Below are 26,470 nucleotides of genomic sequence, written 5' to 3' on the forward strand. Positions count from 1 at the left end.
TGTCGTACTGGACGAAGAATTATCGGACGTCGATTGAGTCTGCTGATGTGGAGGCGACGTCGCGGGAGTACGCGTACTACGACCCGATCGACACGCTGCCGCCGGCCGGCCAGCAGTGGTGGGCCGCCGAGCACCAGGCCCAGGTCCCTACCCCGCGGGTAGCGGAGTAGGGCACCTCCCGCCGGACCCTCCGCGCCCTGGTGGGTGGGTGCGGACCGGTGGCGGTGGGGCGCCACCTCGTCCGGCGGCCGACGCGGATCCCCTCCGTGGTCGGGAAGTGGATGGGCGGGTCGTCGGTGGGGCGGCCCGCCCATCGCCGTGTCGGCGACCGCTCAGCGGCGGTCCCACTTCTGGTTGGCCCAGCCGTTGCAGTCCCACACCTGGATCCTGCTGCCGTTGTGCGTGCCGCCGGCCACGTCCAGGTCCAGGCACCGCCCGTCGTGGCGGCTGACGACCGTACCGTCGCCGTGGGCCGTCCACTTCTGGTTGAGCCAGCCGTTGCAGTCCCAGAGCTGGACCTTCGTGCCGTTGTGGGTGCCGCCGGCGATGTCCTCGTCGAGGCAGCGGCCGTCGTGCCGGCTGACGATGGTGCCGTCCGTGCGGAAGTCCCAGCTCTGGTTGGCCCAGCCGTTGCACTGCCAACCCTGGATTCTGGTGCCGTTGTGGGTGGAGCCGGAGACGTCGGCGTCCATGCACCGGCTGTCCTGGCGGCTGACCAGTGTCGCCACCCGGGGGGCGGCCGACGCCGGGGCGGGTGCCGCCAGGGTGAGGACGGCGAGCGGGCCGGCCAGCAGGACACCGGCCGTCCTGAGCGGGTGGAGCGTACGGCGAAGCATGAGTGGACCTCCCAGAGGTGCGCCGTCGCGGGCGGGAAACGGTGCGCCGGCCGCGGGGCAGAGCGCGGCCGGATTCCAGATCGGATGGTCGTCATGCTAGGAGCGCCGGTGCGGGTCGGGCGGGGATGCGCCGCTCTTTTTCGCGGGGCCGGCAATGAGAGATGTCGGACAAGGGCGACCGCTGCGCGGATCCCACGGCCGATCAGCCGCCGCCCGCGGGTGCGGACGACGGCCGATCGGGCCTGGCACGGCGGAGGTGCCCGGTCAGGCGGGGGTGCCGGCCGTACGGCGGCGCCGCACGGTGTAGAGCAGGCCGGAGCCGAGCGCCAGCAGCGCCACCGCGCCGCCCGCCAGGTACGGCAGCCGGTGGCTGCCGGTGACGGGCAGCCCGCCGCCGCCACCGCCGCCCGCGGCGGCCGCGATGAGGACCGCGATGTCCTGGCTCAGCGGCAGGCCGTTGAGGCCGATGCCGATCGCCCGGGCCGTGTGCTGTCCGATGTAGCCGGGGGGCAGCTTGGCGAGCAGGACCGCGATGCCGTTGTTGCCGGCGATGGCGGCGCCGAGGTAGACCGGGCTGGAGAACAGGTAGAAGTCCACCGAGCTGCCGGGCTGGTACCCGGTGGCGGTCAGCGTCACCGTCGAGCCGGGCTCGACGCTGGGCTTGTTGATCGCCAGGTCCTTGTTGTTCACCGCGGTCGGCGTGGCGCTGTTGCTGGCGGGGCTCGCCGCCGAGTCGCCCCGGTTCGAGGAGGCGACGACCTTGAACGTGTACGCCGTGCCGTTGGTCAGGCCGCCGATGATGCACATCCGCTCGGACGCCTCGGTCTCGCACGTGGCGCCGCCGGGGTGCGCGGTGACCGTGTACCCGGTGATCACCGAGCCGTTGGCGGCCGGGGCCGCCCAGCTCACCTTCACGGCGCTGTCCCCTGCCACGGCGGTCGGGGCGGCCGGCGTGGCCGGGGGCTGCGGCGTCGGGTCGATCGCCGCGCCGTTGCGGGTCGAGCTGGCGGTACCGGTGAAGCCCGAGCCGTTCTTCGCCGTCACCTGCACGGTCAGGACCGCGCTCTGGCCGGGGCTGAGCCCGGTGACGGTGACCAGGCCGTTGCTGTCGACCGTGGCCGCGCCGCCGTTGGTGGCGCTCACCACGTAGTCGTACCGGGTGGCGTCGTAGTCGGTGACGTCGACGGTGAACCCGTCGGCGGTGGGGGTCGCCGTGCTCAGCGTCGGCGCGACCGCGGCCGCCTCCAGCGCGGCGTTGGTGTAGCTGGAGCAGGCGGTGCCGCCGCCGGTGAGGCTGGCGTTGAACTGGACCGTCGCCGACTGGCCGGCGGTCAGCCCGGTGACGGTGGCGATGATCGGCTGCTGTCCGGTGGACCAGGTGGTGCCGCTCAGGCTGGCGGTGCCGTTGTTGGCCTGGGCGGTCATGTTCGAGGCAGTGGCGAAGCTCGACGTCACCTCGAAGGTGAAGCCCGTGGCGCCGCGCACCGGGTTGGCGTAGAGCAACCCGTGGCAGGCGAAGGCCGGGGAGGCGGTCGTCGTGACGACGACGGCCGAACCCATCAGGGCCATCACGCCACCGAGCAGCAGGCGGCCGGCGCGCCGTCCGACGCCTCGACCTCTCGACTGGGTCAGCACAGAGTCTCCATTCACAATGAATACGTAGAAATCCTCCCCAAATGTGCGTAACGATCTTAAGGCCAATTGGATCTTGGGCAGCGCGCACCACTATCGGGAATCTGCGGTGGTCACCAGGAATGGGCGACAGTCCGGAAGGGTGCGATTTCCTCGCCGTGGCAATTGCGCGCCAGTGGCCTCCGGGGCGCTACCTCGGGAGCCGGCGCGGCGCTGTGCCGGGAGCCGGCGCGGCCGCCCGCGGCGGGGTGTGCGGCGGCTCCGCGCGGCCGCCATCATGGCAGACCGCGCGTCGTCGCGTGGCCCCGGCCCCCGGCCGAGTGGCCGCCGAAACTCCGACACGCCGACACGACATGTTGGGTTGTGCTTATCGGGCGACACCCAGATATGGTGTCCGTACGACTGAACCGCCGGCTTCACGCGGGGACGGCGGAGCATCACTATTCGTAGCGGACCGGTCCCGGCACGCGGCGGTGACGACACCGCGCGCGCCCGCGACCGGCGAGCGGTCCGAGTTTTCCGGCACGACGCAGGTCGGACGGCGCCAGAGGCAGCGCCGCCCGCCGATGACGCGTGCCCGGAGCACTCCGGCCGGTGCTCAGATGGCTGAAGGTGCGAGGAGGCAGGGTTGACGGTCACCGACATGCGAACGGCGGTCACTTCGGCGGGTGTGCCCACCCAGGCCCGGAGTGCCGGTGACGGCGCCCCGGGCGCGGCGGACGTCCTGGCGGCGGTCCGGGCGCTCGCCGCCGACCTGGCGGACGTGGAGCCGCAGCGGGTCGTCGCCAAGGCCCTCGCGGGGCTGCCCGCGGGCGCCGGCCGCGCGGACCTAGACCGCCTGCTCATCCACACCGCCGCCGAACTGATCGGCGAGGAGCCGCAGTACTCCCGGCTCGCCGCCCGGCTGCTCGCCGCCGGCATCGACGAGGAGGTGCGGGCGCAGGGCGTCGGCAGCTTCACGGACTCGGTCGCGCTCGGCCACGCCGAGGGCCTGGTCGGCGACGCCGCGCTGGCCTTCGTCACCGCGCACGCCGCCCGGCTCGACGCGGCGGTCGACCCGGACAACAACCGCCGGTTCGAGTACTTCGGCCTGCGCACCGTCTACGACCGGTACCTGCTGCGGCACCCCGAGACCCGCCAGGTCGTCGAGACCCCGCAGTACTGGCTGCTGCGGGTGGCCTGCGGCCTGTCCCGCACGCCCGAGGAGGCGGTCGGCTTCTATCGGCTGATGTCCTCGCTGGCCTACCTGCCGTCCTCGCCGACGCTGTTCAACTCCGGCACCCGGCACACCCAGATGTCCTCCTGCTACCTGGTGGACTCCCCGCGTGACGAGCTGGGCTCGATCTACGAGCGGTACGCCCAGGTCGCGCAGCTCAGCAAGTTCGCCGGCGGCATCGGCATCTCCTGGTCGCGGGTGCGCTCGCGGGGCGCGCTCATCCGCGGCACCAACGGCCACTCCAACGGCATCGTCCCGTGGCTGCGCACGCTGGACGCCAGCGTCGCCGCGGTCAACCAGGGCGGCCGGCGCAAGGGCGCGGCGTGCGTCTACCTGGAGCCGTGGCACCCGGACATCGAGGAGTTCCTCCAGCTCCGCGACAACACCGGCGAGGACGCCCGGCGCACCCACAACCTCAACCTGGCCAACTGGATCCCGGACGAGTTCATGCGCCGGGTGGACGCCGACGAGACGTGGTCGCTGATCGACCCCAACGAGATGCCCGAGCTGGTCGACCTGTGGGGCGAGGAGTTCGACGCGGCGTACCGGCGGGCGGAGGCCGACGGGCGGTACGTGCGCCAGGTCAAGGCCCGCGACCTGTACGGCAAGATGATGCGCACGCTGGCCCAGACCGGCAACGGCTGGATGACGTTCAAGGACGCCTCCAACCGCACGTGCAACCAGACCGCGGCCGGCGACGTCGTCCACCTGTCCAACCTGTGCACCGAGATCATCGAGGTGTGCAGCGACGGGGAGACCGCGGTCTGCAACCTCGGCTCGGTCAACCTGGCCCGGCACCTCGACGGCGACGCCGGGGTCGACTGGGAGAAGCTGCGCGAGACGGTGCGCACCGCGGTCACGTTCCTGGACCGCGTGATCGACATCAACTACTACCCGAGCGACCAGGCGGCGGCGTCCAACCCGCGCTGGCGCCCGGTGGGCCTCGGGCTGATGGGCCTCCAGGACGTCTTCTTCGCCCGGAAGCTGCCCTTCGACTCGCCCGAGGCCAAGGAGCTGTCCACGCGGATCTCCGAGGAGATCTACCTGACGGCGCTGGAGACCTCCTGCGACCTGGCCAAGGAGGCCGGGCCGCACCCCGCGTACCCGCAGACCCGGGCGGCGCAGGGCAAGCTCCAGCCGGACCTGTGGGGCGTCACTCCCACGCAGACTGCCCGGTGGGCGGCGCTGCGCGAGCGGGTCGGCGTGCACGGGCTGCGCAACTCGCTGCTCATCGCCATCGCGCCGACGGCCACCATCGCGTCGATCGCCGGCTGCTACGAGTGCATCGAGCCACAGGTGTCCAACCTGTTCAAGCGCGAGACGCTGTCCGGGGAGTTCCTCCAGATCAACAACGCGCTCGTCCAGGCGCTCAAGGCCCGCGGGCTGTGGACGGCCGAGGTCCGCGAGGAGATCAAGCGGTCCGAGGGCTCGGTGCAGGGCGTGGCCGCACTGCCGGCGGACGTCCGCGAGCTGTTCCGCACCGCGTGGGAGCTGCCGCAGCGGGCGCTGATCGACCTGGCGGCCGCGCGCTCGCCGTACATCGACCAGTCGCAGTCGCTGAACCTGTTCCTGGCCTCGCCGACCATCGGCAAGCTGTCCTCGATGTACCGGTACGCCTGGGCCAGCGGCCTGAAGACCACGTACTACCTGCGGTCGCGGCCGGCGACCCGGATCCAGCAGGCCACCGTCAGCGTGCCCGGCCAGCTCCAGCTCAACGGCACCAGTCACGGGCTGGGCGGCGACCCGGAGATCGCCCCGCTGGTCGCGGTCGACGACGCCCTCATCCCGGCCGCCGCCGTCGACGCCGACGCCGTGGCCTGCTCCCTGGAGAACCCCGAGTCCTGCGAGGCATGTCAGTGACGACCACCACCGCACCCATTCCCCACCCGCGCGGCGGCGGCAGGCAACTGCTGCTCGACCCGGGCCTCGACCTGACCCTGCGGCCGATGCGCTACCCGCACTTCTTCGACCGGTACCGCGACGCGATCAAGAACACCTGGACCGTCGAGGAGGTCGACCTGCACTCCGACCTCGCCGACCTGGCCAAGCTCACGCCCGCCGAGCAGCACATGGTCAGCCGGCTGGTGGCGTTCTTCGCCACCGGCGACACGATCGTCGCCAACAACCTGGTGCTCAACCTGTACCAGCACATCAACTCCCCGGAGGCGCGGCTGTACCTGTCGCGGCAGCTCTTCGAGGAGGCGGTGCACGTCCAGTTCTACCTGAACCTGCTGGACACCTACGTCCCCGGCGACGAGGACCGGGCGGCGGCGTTCTCGGCGATCGAGAACATCCCGTCGATCCGCCGCAAGGGCGAGTTCTGCTTCAAGTGGATCGACAAGGTCTTCGACATGCGGGAGCTGAAGACCGCCGACGACCGGCGCAAGTTCCTGCTGAACCTCATCTGCTTCGCCGCCTGCATCGAGGGGCTGTTCTTCTACGGGGCGTTCGCCTACGTGTACTTCCTGCGCTCGCGCGGGCTGCTGCACGGCCTGGCCTCGGGCACCAACTGGGTCTTCCGCGACGAGTCGATGCACATGGCCTTCGCCTTCGACGTGGTGGAGCAGGTGCGCCGCGAGGAGCCGGAACTGTTCGACGAGTCGATGGCGCAGCAGGTCCGCGACATGCTGCGCGAGGCCGTCGAGTGCGAGACGCAGTTCGCCGAGGACCTGCTGGAGACCGGCGTGTCGGGGCTGCCGATCGCGGACATGCGCCAGTACCTGGAGCACGTCGCCGACCGCCGGCTCGCGCAGTTGCACCTGGAGCCGATGTACGGCGCCAGCAACCCGTTCGCCTTCATGGAGTTGCAGGACGTCCAGGAGTTGAGCAACTTCTTCGAGCGCCGCGTCTCGTCGTACCAGGTCGGCGTCACCGGCGCCGTCACCTTCGACGACGACTTCTAGCAGGCGCCACTCCGCTCCCTCCGAGAGAATGCGACCCGTCGCGCGCACCGCGCGTGACGGGTCGCGTCGCGGTTCAGGGGTCGATCCGACTGCGGGCACGTGGTGGTATCGGCCAAGGGAAACTTTCGCGGGCCGCCAACCGGAGGTCCATTTTGCTGCCCAAAGTTGAATGTCCCTCTCTGTATCGCACCGACCGCGACAGCTTTCTCGTTCAGGGGTGGGTGGTCACCGATCGGGATGCCCTAGCCACATTGGATGTACCGGAGGGCGAGGCCGTGGTGGAGAATCCGGCACGGATGTTGCCGCTCCTCAAGGCACAAGCCTGGTGAAGGAACTGGACCGCCACGCGTTCCTAGACTGTCTGAACGGGATTCGCCTGTCGTGGGCTCACGTCGAGCTTCGCGATCCATACGGCGTGCCCGCGGATGTGGAGCAGGTCGAACGCTGGCGCCGGGGCGAGAGCACGCAGCCGGCGTACTACGCAGATTTCGTTCCGATGGTGGAAGGTCTGACCCGCCGCGGGTGTCAGATCCGACGGGTGAAGGTCGTGTGTGAACCGCTGAACGACTACCACCGTTGGGCCTACCGGCCGCCGACTTCTATGTGTTGGACGACGAAAAGTTGGTGTACCTGTTCTTCGACGGAAACGGCAGGGTGGTCAAGCGGATCATGATCGAAGACTGGGTGGGTCGCAGTAGTGGCGGACATCTTCACGAACTTCTGGAGTCGGTCTGACGAGCACCATGAGTACCAGGCCGGCTAAGGACCACGCCGACGGTCGGCTAGGACTGGGTATCCGGTTGAGGCGGATCCGCAAGGACGCTCGCCTCAATGCCCGTGAACTCGTCGACTGGTCAGGCATCCAGGTCGCTGATCCGCCGCGCGTAGTGTGCGCGGCGGTGGGTCAGCGTCACGGCATGGGAACACGGCTCGGGTCGGCCACATCCGCAGCAGCCGCCCACGCCGGGGCGGTGCTGAGCGAGCAACCCGTCGATGACAGCGATCTGGTTTCTGGCGTAGTTGAGAAATTCTCGTACATTCACGGCGTGCTCCGCATGATCCGCTCCGCTTCGATCAGCAAGGTGACGAGTCGGCGGACTGCGAGTACGCCGAAGTCCGGCACCCCGTCCGTGCGCAGCGCGACGACGGGACGGGTGGTTCCCGGGTACAGGCGCAGCAGGACATCCGCGTTCGTCGTCCGAGCATGACCCCGCGGAACAGGCACGATTCCAAGAAGTCGGGTGTGGACGTGTGGGCGCAGGCTCGTCGGCCGAGGTACGTCACACCAGCCGGGGCAGGACCGGAGGGAAGTAACCAGCGGCGCGGGCACCGACATCGAGCCTCCTCGTGATCGACATTGACAACGTCACTCCAGACCACGAGGGCAGGAGCGTCGCCGGCCTGTTCCGGGCCGGCGAACGGCGTACTCTGGCGGCCCGGTGCTCTCATCAGACCAAGCGGCAGAGCGCCTACCTAGCCGACAGTGGTGGACAGGGGAGGACACCATCGATGTCCACGGCACAGCCTGAGCCGAGGCAGCGGCGTCTGTTTTCTCCGACCGCCGGACTCCGCCGTAGTCGCGGATGGAGCCAGTCGAGGCTGGCCCGCGAGTTTCAGGTACTCGGCGAGCGGCTGGGGCTCCCGGTGCCCGCGGCGCTGCCAACCGTCATCAAGCAGATATCGCGGATCGAACGCGGCGCGACCGTCCTGCCCGACGACATGTATCTGCGGCTGTGGTGTGCGGCGTTCGATGCGGCGCCGGCTGAGCTGTTCGGCCAGCTCGGAGGTGCACCGGCGGCCGACGTTTTAGTGGAGTCCCACAAGTTCATTCCGGCGCTGGTCGGTCCCGGTCAGATTGCTCGGCTGACGTCAGGCGGAGGGTACGCCGACGCGCAGCACGGTTGGACGCAGTGCCGGTACCGGAGCCTCGCCACGACCGGTGCAAGGCTCTATCTGTGGCCGTTCGGGGTCGCCGTCGTCCACCTCAGAGAGCAGCTTCGGATGGGTTCCATCGCCGAACTTGCAGCCTGGCGGCGGTCTACCTACGCGACATCGCGGAACTGGGCGGAGAGCGTGCTACGCGAGGTGACTGGTGATCCCCGGATCATCAGCCCGTACGTATTCTCCCTGTACTGGCTCCACCGGGCCGCGTGGCGGGCGGAACGGCTCGACAGCGCGGTGCGGCTACTGGCGATGCCGTCGGTCCTGCTCGACCGGGCGGGGTGTGCGGCCGACGAGGCTACGCTTCGCACCCGAGCGGAGGCGTTGGAGCGAGTTCTACTGCGCGATGGTGACGTCCACCGCCCAGACCTCACGTCGTTCGGCGTGCGCGGCGTGTCCGTCGGCTACGCCTCGTGGTCAGGGGTCGCCTACCATCCCGTGGCGGCACAGCAGGCGCTGACGATCGGTGAGCTGGTGGCCTGCCAACTGTCGGTCCAGGCGATCTGGTGTTACACGCATGAGATCCTTCGTCAGGTCGAGGAAGGTCGCGACCCCGCGGTTCCGGCCGAGTACGGCTGGAGGTACCTCCGCGGCCTGCGGTGGCGGGTCGGGGTTCCGCGGCCGAGGGAGGATGGACAGCACCATTCCCTGCGCGACGCCGTACTGGACACCAGCGGCCTCACCCGCCAACTGGACGCGGTGGTCGAGGTACTGCGGGAGACGGAAAGGGGTCCGTCGAGATGACCGGCGGGGCGGTGCTGGTGGTGGTCGACGTGCAGAACGGGTTCGTGCGGGAGCAGTCCCGCGCCGTGGTCCCCGCGGTCGTCGATCTGGTGGGCAAGTGGCAGGCGGCGGGCGGTGACACGGTTTTCACCCGCTTCGTCAACCGGCCCGGCAGCCCCTACGACCGACTGATCGGGTGGACCCGACTGATGGTGTCGCCGGAGACCGATCTGGTGGACCCGTTGCGGCCGTTCGCCGGCAAGGCCGGGCTGGTGGTGGAGAAGCCGGCGTACACGGCATTCGTGCCGGAGATGGAAGCGGCGATCCGCGCGGCGGGATGGTCGGACCTGTTCCTCTGTGGCCTCGCCACCGAGTCGTGCGTCTGCAAGACCGCCGTCGACGCCTTCGAGCGTGGGTTGACCCCGTGGGTAGTGGCCGACGCGTGCGGCAGCCACGCCGGCCGGGCCGCGCACGAGGCGGGCCTCCTGGTGATCCGTCGCTTCATCGGCGCCGGCCAGGTCATCACCGCCGACCAGGCGCTCACCGCGCTGACCAGTCGCCCGCGCCGGGTGTGACGCGGCGGCTGTCCCGGTTCGGGGAGACAGCCGCCACGTCCAGGTGGAAAGGCTCAGGCGACCGGAAAGAGCGCTGTGGCGGCCTCGGCCAGGGTGGCCGGGCGGTGCGCGAGCTGGGCGAGCCACGCGGGGACGTTGCTGTAGTAGTGCAGCAGCGCCCACGCCAGGAGCCGGTCGCTGAGCATCGGCGTGAGTTCGGTGTCGGTGTAGCCGTACGCCCGCAGCGTGCGGCCCAGGAAGCGGCCGTCGCCGCGGGCGACGAAGACGCCGAGGCTGACGAACTCGTACTCCGGGTCGCCGCGCATCGCCGGCTCGAAGTCGAACAGGCCGGTCAGTCGCCAGCCGCGCTCGTCGGGCGTCACCAGCAGGTGCTCGGCCAGCACCTCGGTGTGCAGCAGGACCGGCTCCCGGGTGGGCGGCCGGAGCGCGGCCAGGGCGTCCGGGATGCTGGCGACCAGCGCGGGGGCCAGGCCGAGCGCGCGCTGGCGGGCGGCGCAGTTGGCCCGCTGGGTGGCCACGAAGTCGGCCCAGTCCGCGGGCCACCACGGGGTGATGTCGGGCAGGGTCAGCGAGTGCAGGACGCCCAGCGCCAGGCCGAGCTGGTCGGCGAGCCGGTCGCGCCCCTGGCGGTCCAGGCGCGGCCAGACGTCGGTCAGGGGCGTGCCGGTCAGCCGGCCCATCAGCACGTACCCCCAGCCGTCGTGCTCCCCGGCGGCGTACAGCGGCGGCGTCGGGATCGGCAGCGCCCCCTCCACGGCCGCCAGCACGCCGGCCTCGACGGGGTACTCGTCGCGGTGCACCTGGGGGAACAGTTTCAGCACGCGGTCACCCGCGGCGTAGACGGGCAGGGAGCCGGTCGGGTACCGGGTCAGGTCGCCGGGGTCCACGCCCAGCCGGCGCAGCAGGCCGGCGACGCCGGGCCGCAGGGCGTCCTCGTCGTCGCAGATCTCGTCGTACGCGTCCTCGGTGTGCGCTTCGGGCAGCATCGTCACGGATGCCACGCTAGACCGGCCGCCGCCGGGGAAGGCGCCCACTTTGTGCGGCTTTCCCGGGCGGCCGTCTGGTGGGCCGCGGGCGCCTCGTGCGACCATCGTCGGATGCTGATGCGGCAGTACTACCTGGAGTGCCTGTCCCAGGCGTCGTACCTGGTCGCGGACGAGGGCACCGGCCGCGCGATCATCGTCGACCCGCGCCGCGACCCGGGGGAGCTGCTGGCCGAGTGCGCCGCCCTCGGGCTCACCGTCGAGGGCGTGATCAACACCCACTTCCACGCGGACTTCGTGGCCGGGCACCTGGAGGTCGCCGCGGCGACCGGCGCGTGGATCGGGTACGGGCGCCGGGCCGACACCGAGTATCCGGTGCGGCGGCTGGCCGAGGGCGAGACGATCGCCCTCGGCGACGTGACGCTGACGGTGCTGGAGACGCCGGGGCACACGCCGGAGTCGATCAGCATCGTGGTGCGCGAGCGGGCCGCCGACCCCGTGCCCTACGGCGTGTTGACCGGCGACACGCTGTTCGTCGGCGACGTCGGCCGCCCGGACCTGCTGTCCTCGGTCGGCGTGACCGCGCAGGAGCTGGGCGGGATGCTGTACCGGTCGATCCGGCGGCTGATGGAGCTGCCCGACGAGGTGCGGGTGTTCCCCGGCCACGGGGCGGGTTCGTCCTGCGGCAAGAGCCTGTCCGCCGAGCGGCAGTCCACGATCGGCGCCCAGCGGCGGGACAACTACGCCTGCGCGCCGATGGGCGAGCGGGAGTTCGTCGCCCTGGTCACCGAGGGCCAGAAGGCGGCGCCGGGCTACTTCGCGTTCGCCGCGGCGCTGAACAAGCGCCAGCGCCCGCTGTTCGGCGCGGCGCCGGTGCCGACCCTGGAGTGGGCGGACGCGCAGGCGGCGCGGGCGGCGGGCGCGACGGTCCTGGACGCGCGGGACGCCGACGCCTTCGCCGCGGGCCACCTGCCGGGCGCGGTGAACGTACCGCTGGAGGGCCGCTTCGCCGAGACCGCCGGCACGGTGCTGAGCCCCGACACCCCGCTGCTGCTGGTGGTGCCGCCGGGCCGGGCGGACGAGGCGGTGGCGCGGCTGGCGCGGGTGGGCTTCGACACGCTGCGCGGGGTCCTCGGCCCGCAGGTGCCGGCGGGGGAGTGGGTCGGCGTTCCTCGGGTGGAGGCCGCGGAGCTGCGCGCCGCCCTGGCCGGCGAGGCGCCCCCGCGGGTGCTGGACGTGCGCAACCCGGGCGAGCGCGAGGGCGGGGCGTACCTGCCGGAGGCGGTGCACATCCCGCTCGCGGAGCTGCCGGCCCGGCTGGCGGAGGTGCCGGCGGACCGCCCGCTGGTGGTGCACTGCGCGGGCGGGTACCGCTCCTCGGTCGCGGCCTCGCTGCTGCGCCGGGCGGGGGTGGCGGTGCCGGTGAGCGACCTGCGCGGCGGCTACGCGGCGTGGGCCGCGCCGCAGCCGACCGCCTAGTCCGAAACTCTTGGTAGTTGTCTCGCTACTCCAAGCGACCTGGATGGACGGTCGTTTGTGGCGAACCGGGCGGATGTCCCGCGCTCGGTAACGGCCTGGTCTCGCTGGTTTCGCGCTCCTGGGCAGCGGGAACAAACTCAGCGCCCACGTCAACAACGAGTGGGCAGGACCCGAGGAGTGGACATGGGAATTCTGGGTTGGATCGTGCTGGGCCTGCTGGCCGGCCTGATCGCGAAGCAGCTTCTGCCGGGGCGGGACCCGGGCGGCATCCTGATCACGATGGTGATCGGCATCGTCGGCGCGCTGCTCGGCGGCTTCCTCGGCTCGGCGCTGTTCGGCGTCGACCCGGTGGACGGCTTCTTCGACGTCAGCACCTGGCTGACGGCGATCATCGGATCGATCCTGCTGCTTCTGGGTTACCGGGCGATCGCGGGTCGCCGCGCCTGACCGCTCCCACACCGGCCTCGACGGGCGGTCGCGCATCCCGCGCGGCCGCCCGTCGACGTGTGTGCCGGGGGCGGGTCGCCGCGCTGGCGGTGTGCGGCGACCCCCCGCCGCTCAGCCCAGGGTGACGTTCGCGGCCACGGCCGCGGCGAACCGCTGCTGGACGTCGGCCCAGTTGACCAGGTTCCAGAGCTGGTCCACGTAGTCGGGGCGGACGTTGCGGTACTGGAGGTAGTAGGCGTGCTCCCAGGCGTCGAAGACCAGGATCGGGATGCTGCCCTGCCCCACGTTGCCGTGGTGGTCGTACACCTGCTCGACCAGCAGCCGCCGGCCCAGCGGCTCCCAGGCCAGCACGCCCCAGCCCGAGCCCTGGACCCCCTTGGTCGCCGTCGACAGGTGGGACGAGAACGACTCGAAGGAGCCGAAGTGCTCGTCGATCGCCGCCGCCAGCTCGCCGTCGGGGCGGTCGCCGCCGTCCGGCGACAGGTTCTTCCAGAAGATCGAGTGCAGGACGTGGCCCGACAGGTTGAACGCCAGCGTCTTCTCCAGGCCCACCAGCCCGCCCAGCGCGCCCTTGTCCCGCGCCTCGGCGATCTGGTCGAGGGTGTCGTTGCTGCCCTTGACGTACGCGGCGTGGTGCTTGCCGTGGTGCAGTTCGAGGATTTCCCCGGCCATCGCCGGCTGGAGCGCGCCGTAGTCGTACGGCAGGTCCGGCAGGGTGTACGTGCTCATCAGACAAACCCTCCTGAGGCAATCTGTGCGGTCTGTGATCGTGCCTGCCGTCGAAGCCTACCGAGGGTCCGCCCCGGCGGGGCGGCGTCCCGACTGGCGCGCGAAGATGGGACCCATGACTGTCCCCGCCGGTGAGGCCCGGCCGATCACGTACTACGGCACCGAGGTGCTGCACCGCCGCTGCGCCGAGGTGACCGCGTTCGACGACGCGCTGGCGGCGCTCGTCGCCGACATGTTCGCCAGCATGTACGCGGCCAACGGCGTGGGCCTGGCCGCCAACCAGATCGGCGTCGACGCCCGGGTGTTCGTCTACGACTGCCCCGACGCCAGCGACGCCCACCAGGTCGGCCACGTGGTCAACCCGGTCCTGCACCTGCCCCCGCCGCCGCGCGAACTCGACGACGACGACGAGGGCTGCCTGTCGGTCCCCGGGGAGCAGGGCGAGCTGGCCCGGCCCTCGCAGGCCCGGGTCACCGGCGTGGACATGACCGGGCAGCCGGTGGAGATCGTCGGCACCGGCCTGCTGGCCCGCTGCCTCCAGCACGAGGTCGACCACCTGGAGGGCATGGTCTACGTCGACCGGCTGCCCGCCAAGGAGCGCCGGCGCATCCTCAAGGCCACCGGCCTGAGCCGGAGCTGACCGGCCGTGCCCCTGATCCTCGGCATCGAGACCTCCTGCGACGAGACCGGCGTCGGCCTGGTCCGCGACGGCGTGCTGCTCGGCGACGCGCTGGCCTCCAGCGTGGCCGAGCACGCGCGGTTCGGCGGCGTCGTGCCGGAGATCGCGGCCCGGGCGCACCTGGAGGCGCTGACGCCGATGGTCGACCAGGCGCTCGCCGCGGCGGGCGTCCGGCTGCGCGACGTCGACGCGGTCGCGGCGACCGCCGGCCCGGGCCTGGCCACGGCCGTGCAGGTCGGCCTCGCCGCCGGCAAGGCGTACGCCGTCGCGCTGGACGTGCCGCTGTACGGGGTGCACCACCTCGCCGGCCACGCCGCCGTGGACGTGCTGGAGCACGGCCCGCTCCCGCCGCGCTGCGTCGCGCTCGTCGTCTCCGGCGGGCACACCTCGCTGCTGCTGCTGGGCGACCTGGCCCGCGACCCGGTGGTCCACCTCGGCGACACGGTCGACGACGCGGCGGGGGAGGCGTTCGACAAGGTGGCGCGGCTGCTCGGCCTGCCGTACCCCGGCGGCCCGGTGATCGACCGGGTGGCCCGCGACGGCGACCCCCGGGCGATCGCGTTCCCCCGGCCGATGACCGGTCCGCGCGACCCGGCGTACGGGTTCTCCTTCTCCGGCCTGAAGACCGCCGTCGCGCGCTGGGTGGAGGGCCACGACGGCCCGCCGCCGGTGGCCGACGTCGCCGCCTCGTTCCAGGAGGCCGTCGCGGACACCCTCACGCGCAAGGCCGTGGCCGCCTGCCGGGAGTACGCGGCCGACACGCTGCTGCTGGTCGGCGGGGTGGCGGCGAACAGCCGGGTCCGGGGGCTGGCCGAGGAGCGGTGCGCGGCGGCCGGGGTCCGGCTGCGGGTGCCGGCCCCGCGGCTGTGCACCGACAACGGCGCGATGATCGCGGCCGTCGGCGACCTGCTTGTGCGCGCGGGCGCCGCTCCGGCGCCGCTGACCCTGGGCGCCCGGCCCTCCGCGGTCCTGACCCACGCATGGATCGGACCGGAGAACACCTGACCGCGGAGGTGCCGACCGGGCACCCGAGGCCGTATTGTCCTTACTGGACGTGGTCGCACCGCTGCGCTCAGCCCACCCCGTTCGGGGTCGGCCGGGTGTACTGTGGATGTTATGTTCACGGCGCCGTGAGGTGGGATACCACTCCGGCACACCTGGCCGTACAGACGAGTTATCTGCATCCACGGTCAAGAATGCGTCTCCTGTGGAGCCCCCGACGCCTGCCGGCGGCTAGCATCGGGCTGCCCGGCGGTCTCGAATTGCCGGCCGACCCACGGAGTGCCTATGAAACCGCACGCACAGTGTCCGACCGTTCCGCGCGGCGACATCGACTGGTTCCGCCGCGCCTGACCACCGCACCGATCGCGTCGCGACCGCCCGGGCGAGGCGGTCGGCCCGCCGCCCGGCCTGCCCCATCAGGGAGTGCGGCGCCGCCGTCGTCCCGCGCCGCCCGGGTGGCGCGACGATCGCCGCGCCGGGCCGCGCCCGTGCGGGGCAGGTTTCCGCGTACGGGGCGGGCTGCTGCCGTAGCCTGGCCGCGGACGGCGCTCCCCGCCGCCGTCACCGGCGGCCCGACCGGCGCCGGCCCAGGACGGTGGAGGTGCCCGTGACCCCGCGACGCAGCCACCGGCTGTCCCTCGACGACCCGCGCCTGCGCGAGTTCTGGACCCAGCGGCACCTGTGCACCCTCACCACGCTGCGCGCCGACGGACGGCCGCACGTGGTACCCGTCGGCGCCGTCCTCGACCCGGCCGCCGGCATCGTGCGCGTCATCACCTCCGGGGACACGGCGAAGGCGCGCAACGCCGCCCGCGGGCCGGTCGCGGTCTGCCAGGTCGACGGCGCCCGGTGGTGCACGCTGGAGGGCCGGGCCGTGATCCGGTCCGCGCCCGAGGCCGTGCGGGACGCCGAGCGGCGCTACGCCGCCCGGTACCGGACGCCGCGGGAGAACCCCGCCCGCGTCGTGATCGAGATCACCGTCGACCGCGTCCTCGGCTCCCTGTAGCCGGACCGGTGGCGGCCGCCCGCGCGGCCGCCGCTACGGTCGGGTGGTGAGCGGACCCAGGATCAGCGTGGTCGGGATCGGCGCGGACGGCTGGGCCGGCCTGGCCGCGGACAGCCAGCGCGCCCTCGCCGACGCCGAGGTCGTCTGGGGCGGCCGCCGCCAGCTCGACCTGCTGCCCGCCGACGTCACCGCCGCCCGGGAACCCTGGCCCACGCCGCTGACCCCCGCCCTGCCCGCGCTCCTGGACCGGTACGCCGGCCGCCGCGTAGCCGTCCTGGCCAGCGGCGACCCGATGTGGTTCGGCATCGGGGCCACCCTCAGCCGGCTGTGCGGCGCCGACCGGCTGGCCGTCCTGCCGCACCCCTCCGCGCTGAGTCTCGCCGCCGCCCGGCTCGGCTGGCCCCTGGACGAGGTCGCCGTCCGGTCGGCGTGCGGGCGGCCGGTCGCGGCGCTGCAGCCGGCGGTCCAGCCGGGGCGGCGGCTGCTCGTGCTCAGCGCGGGCGCCGACACCCCGCGCGAGGTCGCCGCGCTGCTCGTCGCCCGCGGACTCGCCGACAGCCGGCTGACCGTCCTCGCGCAGCTCGGCGGCCCGGCCGCGCACACCCGGCACGGCGTCGCCCGGGACTGGGCCGACGGCCTGGCCGACGTCGACCCGCTGCACGTGCTGGCCGTGGAGTGCGCCACCGGTGTACCGCCGCTGCCCACCGTCCCCGGGCTCCCCGACGAGGTGTACGCCCACGACGGCCAGCTCACCAAGCGGGAGATCCGGGCCGTCACCGTCGCGCGGCTGGCCCCCGCGCCGGGCCAGCTCCTCTGGGACGTCGGCGGCGGCGCCGGCAGCGTCGCCATCGAGTGGGCGCGCACCCACCGCACCTGCCGGGCCGTCGCCGTCGAGCGCGACCCCGAGCGGGCCGCGCGGCTGGGCGTCAACGCCGCCGCCCTCGGCGTACCGGAGGTGTCCGTCGTGGTCGGCACCGCCCCGGCGGCGCTCGCCGACCTGCCCCCGCCGGACGCCGTCTTCGTCGGCGGCGGCGTCACCGCGCCGGGCGTGCTGGACCTGTGCCACGCCGCGCTGCGCCCAGGCGGGCGCCTGGTCGTCAACGCGGTGACCATGGAGTCCGAGGCGCTGGTCCTGCGCTGGTGCGCGGCGGTCGGCGGGGATCTGAGCCGGATCGCCGTGAGCCGGCCCGCCGCCGTCGGCGGCTTCACGTCCTGGCGGCCGATGCTGCCGGTGACCCAGTGGGTGGTGACCCGGTGACCGTGCACTTCATCGGCGCCGGGCCGGGCGCCGCCGACCTGATCACCGTCCGCGGCCGCGCGCTGGTCGCCGCCGCGCCGGTGTGCCTGTACGCCGGCAGCCTCGTCCCCGACGCCCTCCTCGCCCACTGCCCGGCCGGCGCGCGCCTGGTGGACACGGCGCTGCTGAGCCTCGACGAGATCGTCGACGAGATGACCGCCGCGCACGCCGCCGGGGCGGACGTGGCCCGCCTGCACTCGGGCGACCCGTCGGTGTACTCGGCGATGGCCGAGCAGATGCGCCGGCTCGACGCCGCGGGCGTCCCGTACGACGTGACCCCCGGCGTGCCGGCGTACGCGGCCGCCGCCGCCAGCCTGGCCCGCGAGCTGACCGTCCCCGGGGTCGCCCAGTCGGTGATCCTCACCCGGACGGCCGCCCGGGCCACGCCGATGCCGGCCGGCGAGGACCTGGCGACCCTGGGGGCCAGCCGGGCCACGATGGTGCTGCACCTGGCCGTCCAGCGGATCGACGCGCTCGTCGCCGAGCTGCTGCCGGTGTACGGGGCGGACTGCCCGGTCGCGGTCGTGGCGCGGGCCAGCCGGCCGGACGAGCTGATCGTGCGCGGGACGCTGGCGGACATTGCCGCCGCCGTCCACGCCGCCGGGATCCGCCGGACCGCCGTCGTCGTGGTCGGCGCGGCGCTCACCGCGGCGCAGTTCCCGGACAGCCACCTGTACTCGGCCGCCCGCTGCCGCGCCGCGCCCGGGGACGGCGGAGAGCCGGCGTGACGGCGCCGGGGCCGCGGTCGTTGCTGGTGCTCGGCGGTACCACCGAGGGGCGGGCGCTCGCCGAGGCGCTGGCCGCGGACCCGACGTGGCACGTGACCACCTCGCTCGCGGGGCGGGTGAGCCGGCCGCGGCTGGCGCCCGGTACCCACCGGGCCGGCGGGTTCGGCGGCGCGGACGGCCTGGCCGACTGGCTGCGCGCGCACCGCGTCGCCGCCGTCGTGGACGCCACCCACCCGTTCGCCGCGCGGATCACGGCGAACGCCGCGGACGCCTGCGCCCGGGTCGGAGTACCGCTGCTGGTGGTGCAGCGGCCGGGCTGGGCCGAGGGCACCGGCGACCGCTGGCACCGCGTGCCGTCGCTGGCGGCCGCCGCCGAGGCGCTGCGGAATGCGGAGTGCGGCGGGTCGGGGCGCCCGCTGCGGGTGCTGCTGGCGACCGGCCGCCAGAGCCTGCCGGCGTTCGCGGACTGTGCCGGGGTCCACTTTGTCGCGCGGATGGTCGACCCGCCGGACGGGCCGCTGCCGCCGGACTGCGCCGTGCTGCTCTCCCGCGGCCCGTTCACCGTCGAGGGCGAGCGGGCGCTGCTGGCGCGGCACGCCGTCGACCTGGTGGTCAGCAAGGACAGCGGGGGCGCGGCGACCGTGGCGAAGCTGGTGGCCGCGCGCGAGCGCGGGATTCCGGTGCTGCTCGTCGACCGGCCCGCCCTGCCCGCGGGGGTGCGGGCGGTGCCCGACCCGGCGGCGGCGCTGGCGTGGCTCGCCGCGCGCGACTGAGCGAGCCGGGCCGCGGCGGTCGGGGAGCGGCGGCGACGGTCAGTCGGGCGCGGCGGCGGTCCGGGAGCGGGCCACCCGCAGGCCGCCGAAGATCAGCAGGACGACGCCCGCGGCCGGAGCCGCCCACTGGACGATCCGGTTCGTGCGGATTTTCTCGTCGTAGGTGTTGACCCGCTCGGCGCCGAAGCGGCCGCGGTCGACGCAGGTCTGACCCGGCGTCATGGGCACGCCTTCACAGCGGGGGGCCGGTGAGAGGGCGGCCATGATGCCGAGGACGACGAGGAACAGGCCGACGACGACCGTCCCCCAGGTGGACCAGATCTGCTTGAACCGCATCAGGGTGCGCCGCCTCCCGCCGGTGGAGCGGCACCGGTGCGCCGCCCGCGATGAGCCGAACTGTAGGCGCGCCTCGCCAGCCGGGTCGCCCCTGCGTCGGCTGTCCGACATGGGCGGTCGTCACGCACGCGACCGCGGCACTACATCTCGGCCAGCACCGCGGCGACTAGCCGGCGGGCGTCTCCGCCGTAGACCGCGCTCGCCTGCAGGTCCTCGAAGATGCGCAGGTACAGGGCGATCTCGCAGGGCCGGGTGATTTTCAGTTCGGCCGACGGCAGCTCTACCAGCACCGAAGACTCGTCGAACATCCAGAAACCGACGATCGAGCTCGGATTCACTGTCCTCGTCTGTGGCACGATTCCCAGGCTGACTGTCGGACGTTTCATGGCTACCAGTAGCTCCCGGAGTTGGGTCCGGTGGTCGCTGTGGCTTGCGTATTTTGTCCGAAGTACAGATTCGGCCAAGACGACAAGGACGCGCTTCGTACCCCGCAGCGCCTGCTGAGATCTGCTCTGACGCAGCTTGACAACGTCCTCGGTGTCGTCTGGGAGGTCGTAGAAATCCCGCCAGTACCTCACGATCGCCGCTGTATACGCAGGGGTCTGGAAGATGCCGGGGACCACGGTGATTTCATAGTTTCTGAAAACTGTGGTCGATTCATATAGCGAGGTCTGGTTTCGGCCGCCGGCATTGCGCATCCCAGCTCTGATGCGGGTCCGCCACTGCGTGTATGCGTCCTCGACAACGAGTAGTGTCGACAGTAGATCTTCTTCTTCCTGATGTGATACCCGGCAGCAGCGACACCACGCCCTCAATTGAGACACGGTCGGCAGGTGGTGACCATTTTCGATCTTGCTGATCCACGTGAAATGCACACCGATAGCGACAGCCAGGGCTCGACCCGTCAAGTCCGCGAGCTTTCGGATTCGACGGAGTCGGGCACCCAGCGCGATCCGCGCTTCCTCAGGGCCTGTACTCATGGTGAGGCGAAGCCATGTTCCATGCGCGGGCGAAACTTCGGGTGGCGGCCTCCACCAGTTCAGCATCATCGACAAGAGAGAATCCCGCCGGCCGAAGCTCGGCGTCGAAGTGCAGGTACAAGAGTTCCCGACCGTCGAGGATGTAGAAGTCGTTGGCGGGGAACAGATCGAAAACGAGATCCCTGCGCTTCAGCCAGCGGGTGCTGTCTCCGGCGGCGTCCAGTCGGGCCACCTGCGCGTACGTGAAACGCCAGTAGTCGTTCAGTGGCTCGTCAACGACTTTGATCCGTCGGACGATCTTGCCCTCCGCGCGGAGCTTTTCCATGTACGGGATCCACTCGTCGTAGTACGCCCAGTCGACGGTCCCGTCTGCGAGCCACTGCTGGTAACGCGGCTGCGTGGTGTCGCTGGCATAGTACCGCTGGAACTCCATCCGCCAACGGGAGTGCGCGACATTCTCCAGCTTTGCGACGAATTCATCTTCGGACAGTTCCTGGTACATCGATCTAGTCACGTCCCTGGAACAACGACATCATGCGCGCGGGGATCTCCACCACGGTCTCACCCGCCGGGATGCCCATCCTTATCAGAGTGTCAGGATCATCAACTACCCATCCCTGCACCAGGTATGTGCCCTGGTCCGTCCTGAATAGCGAAGGGCAGCCGTTCATGTTGCTGCCCGGGTCCTTGCCCAGAAATTCGATCTCCACAGGTCGCTCCCCGGTCCCTCGTAAACTCGGCTATCGGAGGTCCGTCCATCGTCGACTGTTTCGGTCGAGTGGTCAAGCTCAACCTTTCTCAACATCGCACGTTCGTGAGTGAATCTAATGGGTCGTTCCGCGCGCTGGCCGGCCATGCCGAGTGCAGGTGCTGCGAGGAAGGATGGATCGTGGGCGCGTGGAGTCAGGAGGGGTAGGAGCGCGGGGTGTACACGGCGCCGCCCGGTGCCACCCGGGTCTGGGAGGAGCCGATGATCACCAGGCAGCGCATGTCGACGGTGTCGGGGTCGAGGTCGGACAGCCGCACCACCCGGAGCTGTTCTCCCGGCTCGCCGACGGCCCGGCCGACGACGACCGGCGTGTCCGGCGCGCGGTGGGCCAGGAACAGGTCGCGGACCTCGGCGATCCGGTTGCGCGCCCGCGACGCCGGGTTGTACAGCGCCACCACGAGGTCGGCGGTCGCGGCCGCGGCCAGCCGCCGGGCGACGACGTCCCACGGCTTGAGCCGGTCCGACAGCGAGATCAGGCAGAAGTCGTGGCCCAGCGGCGCGCCGACCCGGCTGGCGACGGCCTGCGCGGCGGTGACCCCGGGCAGGACCCGGACGGGCACGGACCGCCACCGGGGCGCGGCCGCGACCTCCAGGACGGCGGCGGCCATGGCGAAGACGCCCGGGTCGCCCGAGGAGACGACGGCGACCCGCCGGCCCCGGGCGGCGAGGTCGAGGGCGAACTCCGCCCGCTCGGCCTCGACCTGGTTGTCGGAGCGGTGCCGGCGCTGGCGCGGGTTGGGCGGCACGCGGTCGACGTACGGCGCGTAGCCGACGAGGTCGTCGGCCTCGGCGAGCGCGCGGGCCGCCTCGGGGGTGAGCCAGTCCCGGCCGGCGGGACCGAGCCCCACGACGGTGACCCCGGCGCCGACCTCGGCCGCGGAGAGCGGCGTCGCGGCCGGCGGGGCCGCCGCGGGACCGGCGTCGGGCGGGCTGCCGGCGGCGGGCGCGCCGAGGCGGCTGGGGAGGACCGCGACGGCGAAGTACGGGACGTGGGCGGGGTCGACGTCGCGCAGGCGCGCCACCCGCTCGCCGGGCTGGCTGGCGTGGGAGACGTACCACGCCTCGTCGAGCCGGCCGGCGTCGGCCAGCGCGGCGCGCACCGCGCCGAAGGTCCGGCCCAGCTTCATCACCACGGCCGGCTGGTCGCCGGCCAGGTGCGCGGCCAGCGCGTCGGGCGGGAGCGTGCCGGGCAGGATCCGCAGCGTCTCGTCGCGCTCGGCCAGCGGCCGGCCCAGCGCCGCGGCGGCGGCGCTGACCGAGGTCACGCCCGGTACGACGGTGGTCGGGTAGCGGGTCGACAGCCGCTTGTGCAGGTGCTGGTAGGAGCCGTAGAGGAAGGGGTCCCCCTCGGACAGCACGACGACCGTCCGGCCGGCGTCGAGGTGGGCGGCGAGGCGGGCCGCGGCGGCGGCGTAGAAGTCGTCGAGGGCGCCGCGGTAGCCGCCGGGGTGGTCGGTGGTCTCGACGGTCACCGGGTACACCAGCGCCTCCTCGACCGCCGCCGCGGGCAGGTACGGGGCGGCCGCGGCGCGGGCGTTGCTGCGGCCGTGGCGGGCGCTGTGGTACGCCACGACGTCGGCGGCGCCGATCAGCCGCGCGGCCTTGACCGTGACCAGGTCGGGGTCGCCGGGCCCCACCCCGACGCCGTACAGCCGGCCCGTCACCGCTCGGACTCGCTGGCCAGGGCGTTGAGCGCGGCGGCGGTCATCGCGCTGCCGCCGCGCCGCCCGCGGACCACCAGGTACTCCAGGCCGAGGGTGTTGGCGGCGAGCGCGTCCTTGGACTCGGCCGCGCCGATGAAGCCGACCGGTACGCCGAGGACCGCGGCCGGCCGCGGCGCGCCCGCGGCGACCAGGTCGAGCAGGTGGAACAGCGCCGTCGGGGCGTTCCCGATCGCCACCACGGCGCCGGCCAGGCGGTCGCCCCACAGTGCGAGGGCGGCGGCGCTGCGCGTGGTGCCCAGCCGCGCGGCCAGGTCGGGGACCGCCGGGTCGCGCAGGGTGCAGACGACCTCGTTGTCGGCCGGCAGGCGGCGGCGGGTGACACCCGCGGCGACCATGTGCGCGTCGGTGAGGATCGGCGCCCCCGCCCGCAGCGCGGCCCGGGCCGCGGCCACGACGCCCGGCGACCAGGCCAGGTCGCGGACGAGGTCGACCTGCCCGCAGGCGTGGATCATCCGTACCGCGACCTGCGCGACGTCGGCCGGGATCCCGGCGAGGTCGGCCTCGGCCCGGATCGTGGCGAACGACCGGCGGTAGATCTCCGCCCCGTCCCTGATGTAGCTCACGTGCCCCTCCGCAGCGCCGCCGCCACGCGCTGCGCGCCCGCGTCGCCCCCGTCGTACCGGTACCCGTCGCCGGTGGCGACGGCGTGCAGCACGGCGCCGCCGGGCCGCCCGCAGTGCCGGTCGCAGCCGGACCAGTGGACGGGCCCGCGCACCGCGTGCCCGCCGTGCACAGTACGGGCGTCGCCGCGCACGTCGGCGAGGGCCCGGGCGCAGTCGGTACCGGCGCAGGCGGTGACGCCGATCCACGGCGAGCGGGGGTCGGTCACGAGGCCGGCGGCGGCCAGGGCCGGTACGGCGGCCGGCGCGTCGGCCAGGTCGGGCAGCAGCACGGACCGCCAGGGGGTGACCACGAGCGCGCCGGCCGACCGGGCGGCGAGGGCGGCGAGCTGGTCGGCGGTGAGCCGGCCGAGCGGCGCGACGGCGGCGACCGCGACCCGCCCGTCGCGCTGCGGCAGCACGCCGACCGGCGGGTCCGGCGCGGCCGGCGGCGCGGCGGCGGCCGCGGACGCCCGCAGGCCGAGGGCGGCGGCGACGCGGCGGGCCACGCGCGACGCCCCGTCGGGCAGCTCGGCGATCCGCCAGGCGGGACCGCCCGGCGCGGTCCCCGGGCCGGTTCTGGGGGTGTCCCGCTCGGCGAGGAAGGCCCGCGCGGCGGCCAGCAGCGCCGGGACGGCGGCCCCCGGCGCCACCCGCAGCCCCGTGTCCGCACCCGCGCACCACAGGGCCAGTTCCGCGCCGGTGGCTGGCAGCGCCGCGCCGGTGGCTGGCAGCGCCGCCGGCAGCTCCGCGCCGGTGGCCAGCAGCGCCGCGTCGGGGCGCAGGGCCAGGACGTCGCCGCGGCCGTCGTCGAGGGCGAACAGGAACCGCCCGGGCAGGCCGGCGAGGGCGGGGTCGGCGCACAGGCCGGCGTCGAGCGCGCCGACGAGCCCCCGCACGTCGTACCGGCCGGCGCCGTCCCGCCCGGCCAGGGGCGAGGCGACGATGTTGCGGACCCGCTCGTGGGTGGCCGAGGGCAGCAGCCCACCCGCGGCCAGGGCCGCGGCGAGGTCGGTCTCGGCACCCGCCGGGACGCCGCGGAGCTGGATGTTGCCGCGGCCGGTCAGCTCGGCGCCGCCGTCGGCGTACTCCCCGGCGCAGCGGGCGAGCGCGCGCCACCGGGCGAGGTCCAGCACCCCGCCGGGCACGCGGACCCGCACGAGGCCGCCGTCGGCGGCCCGGTGCACCCGCAGCGCCCCGGGGCAGCGGTCGTCCGCCCCACGCCGCCCGCCATCGGTCACGGCCGGAATCCTACGTCCGGCGGACCGGCCCCGCCCAGCCGCCGACGCCCCGCCGTCGATGCCCTGCCGCCGGTCAGCCGCCGGCCGCGTACGCCCAGCTCGCGCCCGGGCGGCGCCGGCTCACATCTCGAAGGACGGGTCGGGCGTCATGACCGAGAAGAAGCCGTCCTGCGGGTCCAGCAGCATCGCCATCCGGCCCGCCGGCACGTCCCCGCGCATGATCTGCCGGCCGCCGCGCGCGACGACGGCGTCGGCGACCGCGTCGACGTCCTCGACGTGGAAGAAGACACTCCACGCCGAGGACATGTCGCCCATCTCCGGCGTGATCTGGAGCGACCCGGCCACCGCCTCGTCGCCGACGTCGAACAGCCGGTAGACGAGGCCGCCGGGCAGCGCGACGTCGCGGGTCGTGGCGCCGAGGACCGCCCGGTAGAAGTCGGTGACGCCGTCGCGGTCGGTGGAGAACAGCTCGACCCAGTGCAGCGCGCCGGGGGCGCGGACCAGCTCGGCGCCGGGGTGGGTGCCGGCCTGCCACAGCGAGAAGTACGCGCCCGCCGGGTCCTGCGCGACGGCGAGGCGGCCCTTGTCCATGACCGCCATCGGCTCCAGCGCCACGGTGCCGCCGTGCTTGCGGACGAGCGCCACCGACTCGTCCAGGTCGGCGGTGGCGAAGTGGACGGCCCACGAGGTGCCGCGGGCGGGGTCGGTGGCGGGCCCGAGGCCGGCGACCTGCCGGCCGTCCTTGCGGAGCAGGCGGTAGCCGTTGGCCTCGGGCCCGAGGTCCTCGGCGGTCCAGCCGAGCAGGTCGCCGTAGAAGGTGGTGGCGGCGGCGACGTCGGTCGTGCCGAGGTCGAGCCAGCAGGGCGTACCCGGTGCGAAGTCAGTCATGACCCGATAGTGACCGATTCGGCTCCCAAGAATTCGGTGCTTGGGCGAATTGGCGGCTGTCCGGCGCGCTCTTGCCGGCCCGCGCGCCCCCGCTCACAATGGTCGGGCGGCGCCATCGACCGTCGACTGTCCCGCGCGCCGTCGGGCCCCCACCACCCGAGGAGTACCCATGTACCGCCACGCCGCCGCCGTCGTCACCGCCGTCCTCGCCCTCGCGGTCACCGCCACCCCCGCCGCCTTGGCCGCTCCCGCTCCCGCGCCGATCGTCGGCGGTACCCCGGCCGCCGAGGGGGCCTACCCGTGGGCGGCCAAGATCCGTATGCCCGACCCCAAGGGCGGCGGCTTCTTCACCTGTACCGCCACCCTGATCTCGCCCGACATCGTGCTCACGGCGCAACACTGCCTCGTCAAGCCGACCCCGGCCGAGGTACAGGCGCACATCGGCCGGGTCACCTGGCAGGACGCCGACGCCGCCGGCCAGAAGCGGATCGGCCGGACCTGGAAGCTCGGCGTCGGGCCGCGCAAGGGCGACTGGGCGGTCGTCCGGCTGGAGGCGCCGCTGGCGCTGCCCGCGTACCCGCTGCTGCCGCGCGACGCCGCCCACGACCGCGGTCCGACGTTCCGGGCCATCGGCTGGGGCAAGACGAGCGAGTCCGACACCGGTACCGCCGCCATCAAGCTGAACCAGGTGGACCTGCCGGCCGTCGGCGACGCCGACTGCGGCCGGGACGCCGCGCGCGAGCTGTGTGCCGGCGACCTGAAGAACGGCGGCCGCGACACCTGCCAGGGCGACTCCGGCGGCCCGCTGCTGTACCAGGCGGGCGACCGCTGGATCCAGGTCGGCGTGACGAGCTGGGGCATCGGCTGCGGCCGGCCGGGCCGGCCCGGCCACTACACCCGGCTCAGCGCGTTCACCGGCGAGGTCCAGGCCGCGATCGCGGCCCTGGGCGGCCAGCCGGCCCAGACAGTTCCCGTCGGCTGACG

The 26,470-nt window shown here is 73.3% G+C and carries 25 protein-coding genes and 2 pseudogenes; 15 read left to right on the plus strand and 12 right to left on the minus strand.

The genetic code is table 11. The features are described 5' to 3' along the window. A pseudogene (locus tag IEY75_RS19745) lies at positions 1-170 on the plus strand (lysine 2,3-aminomutase); the annotation flags it as partial. Between the two features lie 162 nt (positions 171-332). Here IEY75_RS19745 and IEY75_RS19750 read toward each other — a convergent pair. Both IEY75_RS19750 and IEY75_RS19755 read right to left on the minus strand, forming a co-directional pair. Beyond that, positions 333-836 (minus strand): RICIN domain-containing protein, encoded by a 504-nt coding sequence (locus IEY75_RS19750; protein ID WP_189115892.1) that lies wholly within the window; start codon positions 834-836, stop codon positions 333-335. Positions 837-1,100: 264 nt separating this feature from the next. Continuing rightward, positions 1,101-2,405, minus strand: coding sequence for a fibronectin type III domain-containing protein (locus tag IEY75_RS19755; protein WP_189115893.1), 1,305 nt, complete (start codon positions 2,403-2,405; stop codon positions 1,101-1,103). 691 nt (positions 2,406-3,096) lie between these two features. Here IEY75_RS19755 and IEY75_RS19760 point away from each other — a divergent pair. From IEY75_RS19760 to IEY75_RS19775, 5 genes and pseudogenes are all read left to right on the plus strand, one after another. Then, positions 3,097-5,544, plus strand: a complete 2,448-nt coding sequence (locus IEY75_RS19760; protein ID WP_229789937.1) for a ribonucleoside-diphosphate reductase subunit alpha — start codon at positions 3,097-3,099, stop codon at positions 5,542-5,544. Further along, on the plus strand, positions 5,535-6,587 hold the full coding sequence (locus tag IEY75_RS19765; RefSeq protein ID WP_189115894.1) for a ribonucleotide-diphosphate reductase subunit beta: 1,053 nt from the start codon (positions 5,535-5,537) through the stop codon (positions 6,585-6,587). Before IEY75_RS19760 ends, IEY75_RS19765 begins: the two co-directional genes overlap by 10 nt. Positions 6,588-6,756: 169 nt before the next feature. Continuing rightward, positions 6,757-7,322 (plus strand): annotated as a pseudogene (locus IEY75_RS21520) (DUF6879 family protein). Positions 7,323-7,934: 612 nt separating this feature from the next. Further along, the gene (locus tag IEY75_RS19770; RefSeq protein ID WP_229789938.1) at positions 7,935-9,272 is read left to right on the plus strand and encodes a helix-turn-helix domain-containing protein; all 1,338 of its coding nucleotides are present in this window, start codon (positions 7,935-7,937) and stop codon (positions 9,270-9,272) included. Further along, a complete protein-coding gene (locus tag IEY75_RS19775; protein WP_189115895.1) occupies positions 9,269-9,826 on the plus strand; it encodes a cysteine hydrolase family protein in 558 nt (185 codons plus the stop codon). The genes IEY75_RS19770 and IEY75_RS19775 overlap by 4 nt, the downstream gene beginning before the upstream one ends. 53 nt (positions 9,827-9,879) lie before the next feature. Here the strand turns inward: IEY75_RS19775 and IEY75_RS19780 are convergent, their stop codons facing one another. Continuing rightward, complete coding sequence (locus IEY75_RS19780) at positions 9,880-10,812, minus strand: phosphotransferase family protein (protein WP_189115917.1); 933 nt, start codon at positions 10,810-10,812, stop codon at positions 9,880-9,882. Positions 10,813-10,923: 111 nt separating this feature from the next. Here IEY75_RS19780 and IEY75_RS19785 point away from each other — a divergent pair, with 111 nt between their 5' ends. Together IEY75_RS19785 and IEY75_RS19790 are read left to right on the plus strand one after the other, a co-directional pair. Then, positions 10,924-12,288, plus strand: coding sequence for an MBL fold metallo-hydrolase (locus IEY75_RS19785; RefSeq protein WP_189115896.1), 1,365 nt, complete (start codon positions 10,924-10,926; stop codon positions 12,286-12,288). Positions 12,289-12,471: 183 nt separating this feature from the next. Continuing rightward, positions 12,472-12,735 carry a GlsB/YeaQ/YmgE family stress response membrane protein gene (locus IEY75_RS19790; protein ID WP_189115897.1) on the plus strand — a complete coding sequence of 88 codons (264 nt, stop codon included), beginning with the start codon at positions 12,472-12,474 and terminating at the stop codon, positions 12,733-12,735. 111 nt (positions 12,736-12,846) lie between these two features. Here IEY75_RS19790 and IEY75_RS19795 read toward each other — a convergent pair whose 3' ends face one another. Then, positions 12,847-13,464, minus strand: a complete 618-nt coding sequence (locus tag IEY75_RS19795) for a superoxide dismutase (RefSeq protein ID WP_189115898.1) — start codon at positions 13,462-13,464, stop codon at positions 12,847-12,849. Positions 13,465-13,579: 115 nt separating this feature from the next. Between IEY75_RS19795 and def the strand changes: the two genes are divergently transcribed. From def to IEY75_RS19825, 6 genes are all read left to right on the plus strand, one after another. Further along, positions 13,580-14,104: a peptide deformylase gene (def, locus tag IEY75_RS19800; RefSeq protein ID WP_189115899.1), complete on the plus strand. Its 525-nt coding sequence runs from the start codon at positions 13,580-13,582 to the stop codon at positions 14,102-14,104. A gap of 6 nt (positions 14,105-14,110) precedes the next feature. Further along, positions 14,111-15,148 (plus strand): tRNA (adenosine(37)-N6)-threonylcarbamoyltransferase complex transferase subunit TsaD, encoded by a 1,038-nt coding sequence (tsaD, locus tag IEY75_RS19805; protein ID WP_189115900.1) that lies wholly within the window; start codon positions 14,111-14,113, stop codon positions 15,146-15,148. Positions 15,149-15,752: 604 nt separating this feature from the next. Beyond that, positions 15,753-16,151 carry a pyridoxamine 5'-phosphate oxidase family protein gene (locus tag IEY75_RS19810; RefSeq protein ID WP_308425721.1) on the plus strand — a complete coding sequence of 133 codons (399 nt, stop codon included), beginning with the start codon at positions 15,753-15,755 and terminating at the stop codon, positions 16,149-16,151. Positions 16,152-16,197: 46 nt separating this feature from the next. Then, the gene (cbiE, locus tag IEY75_RS19815; RefSeq protein WP_229789939.1) at positions 16,198-17,409 is read left to right on the plus strand and encodes a precorrin-6y C5,15-methyltransferase (decarboxylating) subunit CbiE; all 1,212 of its coding nucleotides are present in this window, start codon (positions 16,198-16,200) and stop codon (positions 17,407-17,409) included. After that, a complete protein-coding gene (gene cobM, locus IEY75_RS19820; protein ID WP_189115902.1) occupies positions 17,406-18,176 on the plus strand; it encodes a precorrin-4 C(11)-methyltransferase in 771 nt (256 codons plus the stop codon). Before cbiE ends, cobM begins: the two co-directional genes overlap by 4 nt. Further along, on the plus strand, positions 18,173-18,949 hold the full coding sequence (locus tag IEY75_RS19825; RefSeq protein WP_189115903.1) for a cobalt-precorrin-6A reductase: 777 nt from the start codon (positions 18,173-18,175) through the stop codon (positions 18,947-18,949). Before cobM ends, IEY75_RS19825 begins: the two co-directional genes overlap by 4 nt. Positions 18,950-18,988: 39 nt before the next feature. On the opposite strand, the gene IEY75_RS19830 is transcribed toward IEY75_RS19825, so the two are convergent. The 8 genes from IEY75_RS19830 to IEY75_RS19865 all read right to left on the minus strand — a co-directional run bounded on the left by IEY75_RS19830 (position 18,989) and on the right by IEY75_RS19865 (position 25,486). Then, positions 18,989-19,285, minus strand: coding sequence for a hypothetical protein (locus tag IEY75_RS19830; protein WP_189115904.1), 297 nt, complete (start codon positions 19,283-19,285; stop codon positions 18,989-18,991). 140 nt (positions 19,286-19,425) lie between these two features. Continuing rightward, entirely contained in the window at positions 19,426-20,334 is a 909-nt protein-coding gene (locus tag IEY75_RS21425; protein ID WP_308425722.1) for a helix-turn-helix domain-containing protein, read from the minus strand. Beyond that, positions 20,249-20,767, minus strand: a complete 519-nt coding sequence (locus IEY75_RS19840) for a DUF6879 family protein (RefSeq protein ID WP_189115906.1) — start codon at positions 20,765-20,767, stop codon at positions 20,249-20,251. The genes IEY75_RS21425 and IEY75_RS19840 overlap by 86 nt, the downstream gene beginning before the upstream one ends. A gap of 4 nt (positions 20,768-20,771) precedes the next feature. Further along, entirely contained in the window at positions 20,772-20,975 is a 204-nt protein-coding gene (locus IEY75_RS19845) for a hypothetical protein (RefSeq protein WP_189115907.1), read from the minus strand. A gap of 193 nt (positions 20,976-21,168) precedes the next feature. Then, a complete protein-coding gene (gene cobJ / locus IEY75_RS19850) occupies positions 21,169-22,698 on the minus strand; it encodes a precorrin-3B C(17)-methyltransferase (protein ID WP_189115908.1) in 1,530 nt (509 codons plus the stop codon). Further along, positions 22,695-23,321: a precorrin-8X methylmutase gene (locus IEY75_RS19855; RefSeq protein WP_189115909.1), complete on the minus strand. Its 627-nt coding sequence runs from the start codon at positions 23,319-23,321 to the stop codon at positions 22,695-22,697. The genes cobJ and IEY75_RS19855 overlap by 4 nt, the downstream gene beginning before the upstream one ends. Next, the gene (gene cobG / locus IEY75_RS19860) at positions 23,318-24,598 is read right to left on the minus strand and encodes a precorrin-3B synthase (RefSeq protein WP_189115910.1); all 1,281 of its coding nucleotides are present in this window, start codon (positions 24,596-24,598) and stop codon (positions 23,318-23,320) included. Before cobG ends, IEY75_RS19855 begins: the two co-directional genes overlap by 4 nt. A gap of 120 nt (positions 24,599-24,718) precedes the next feature. Then, entirely contained in the window at positions 24,719-25,486 is a 768-nt protein-coding gene (locus tag IEY75_RS19865; protein WP_189115911.1) for a VOC family protein, read from the minus strand. Between the two features lie 169 nt (positions 25,487-25,655). On the opposite strand from IEY75_RS19865, the gene IEY75_RS19870 reads away from it, so the two are divergent. After that, entirely contained in the window at positions 25,656-26,468 is an 813-nt protein-coding gene (locus IEY75_RS19870) for a S1 family peptidase (protein ID WP_189115912.1), read from the plus strand. Positions 26,469-26,470: the final 2 nt, after the last annotated feature.

This window comes from Pilimelia terevasa (assembly GCF_014647915.1).
GTDB lineage: Bacteria > Actinomycetota > Actinomycetes > Mycobacteriales > Micromonosporaceae > Pilimelia > Pilimelia terevasa.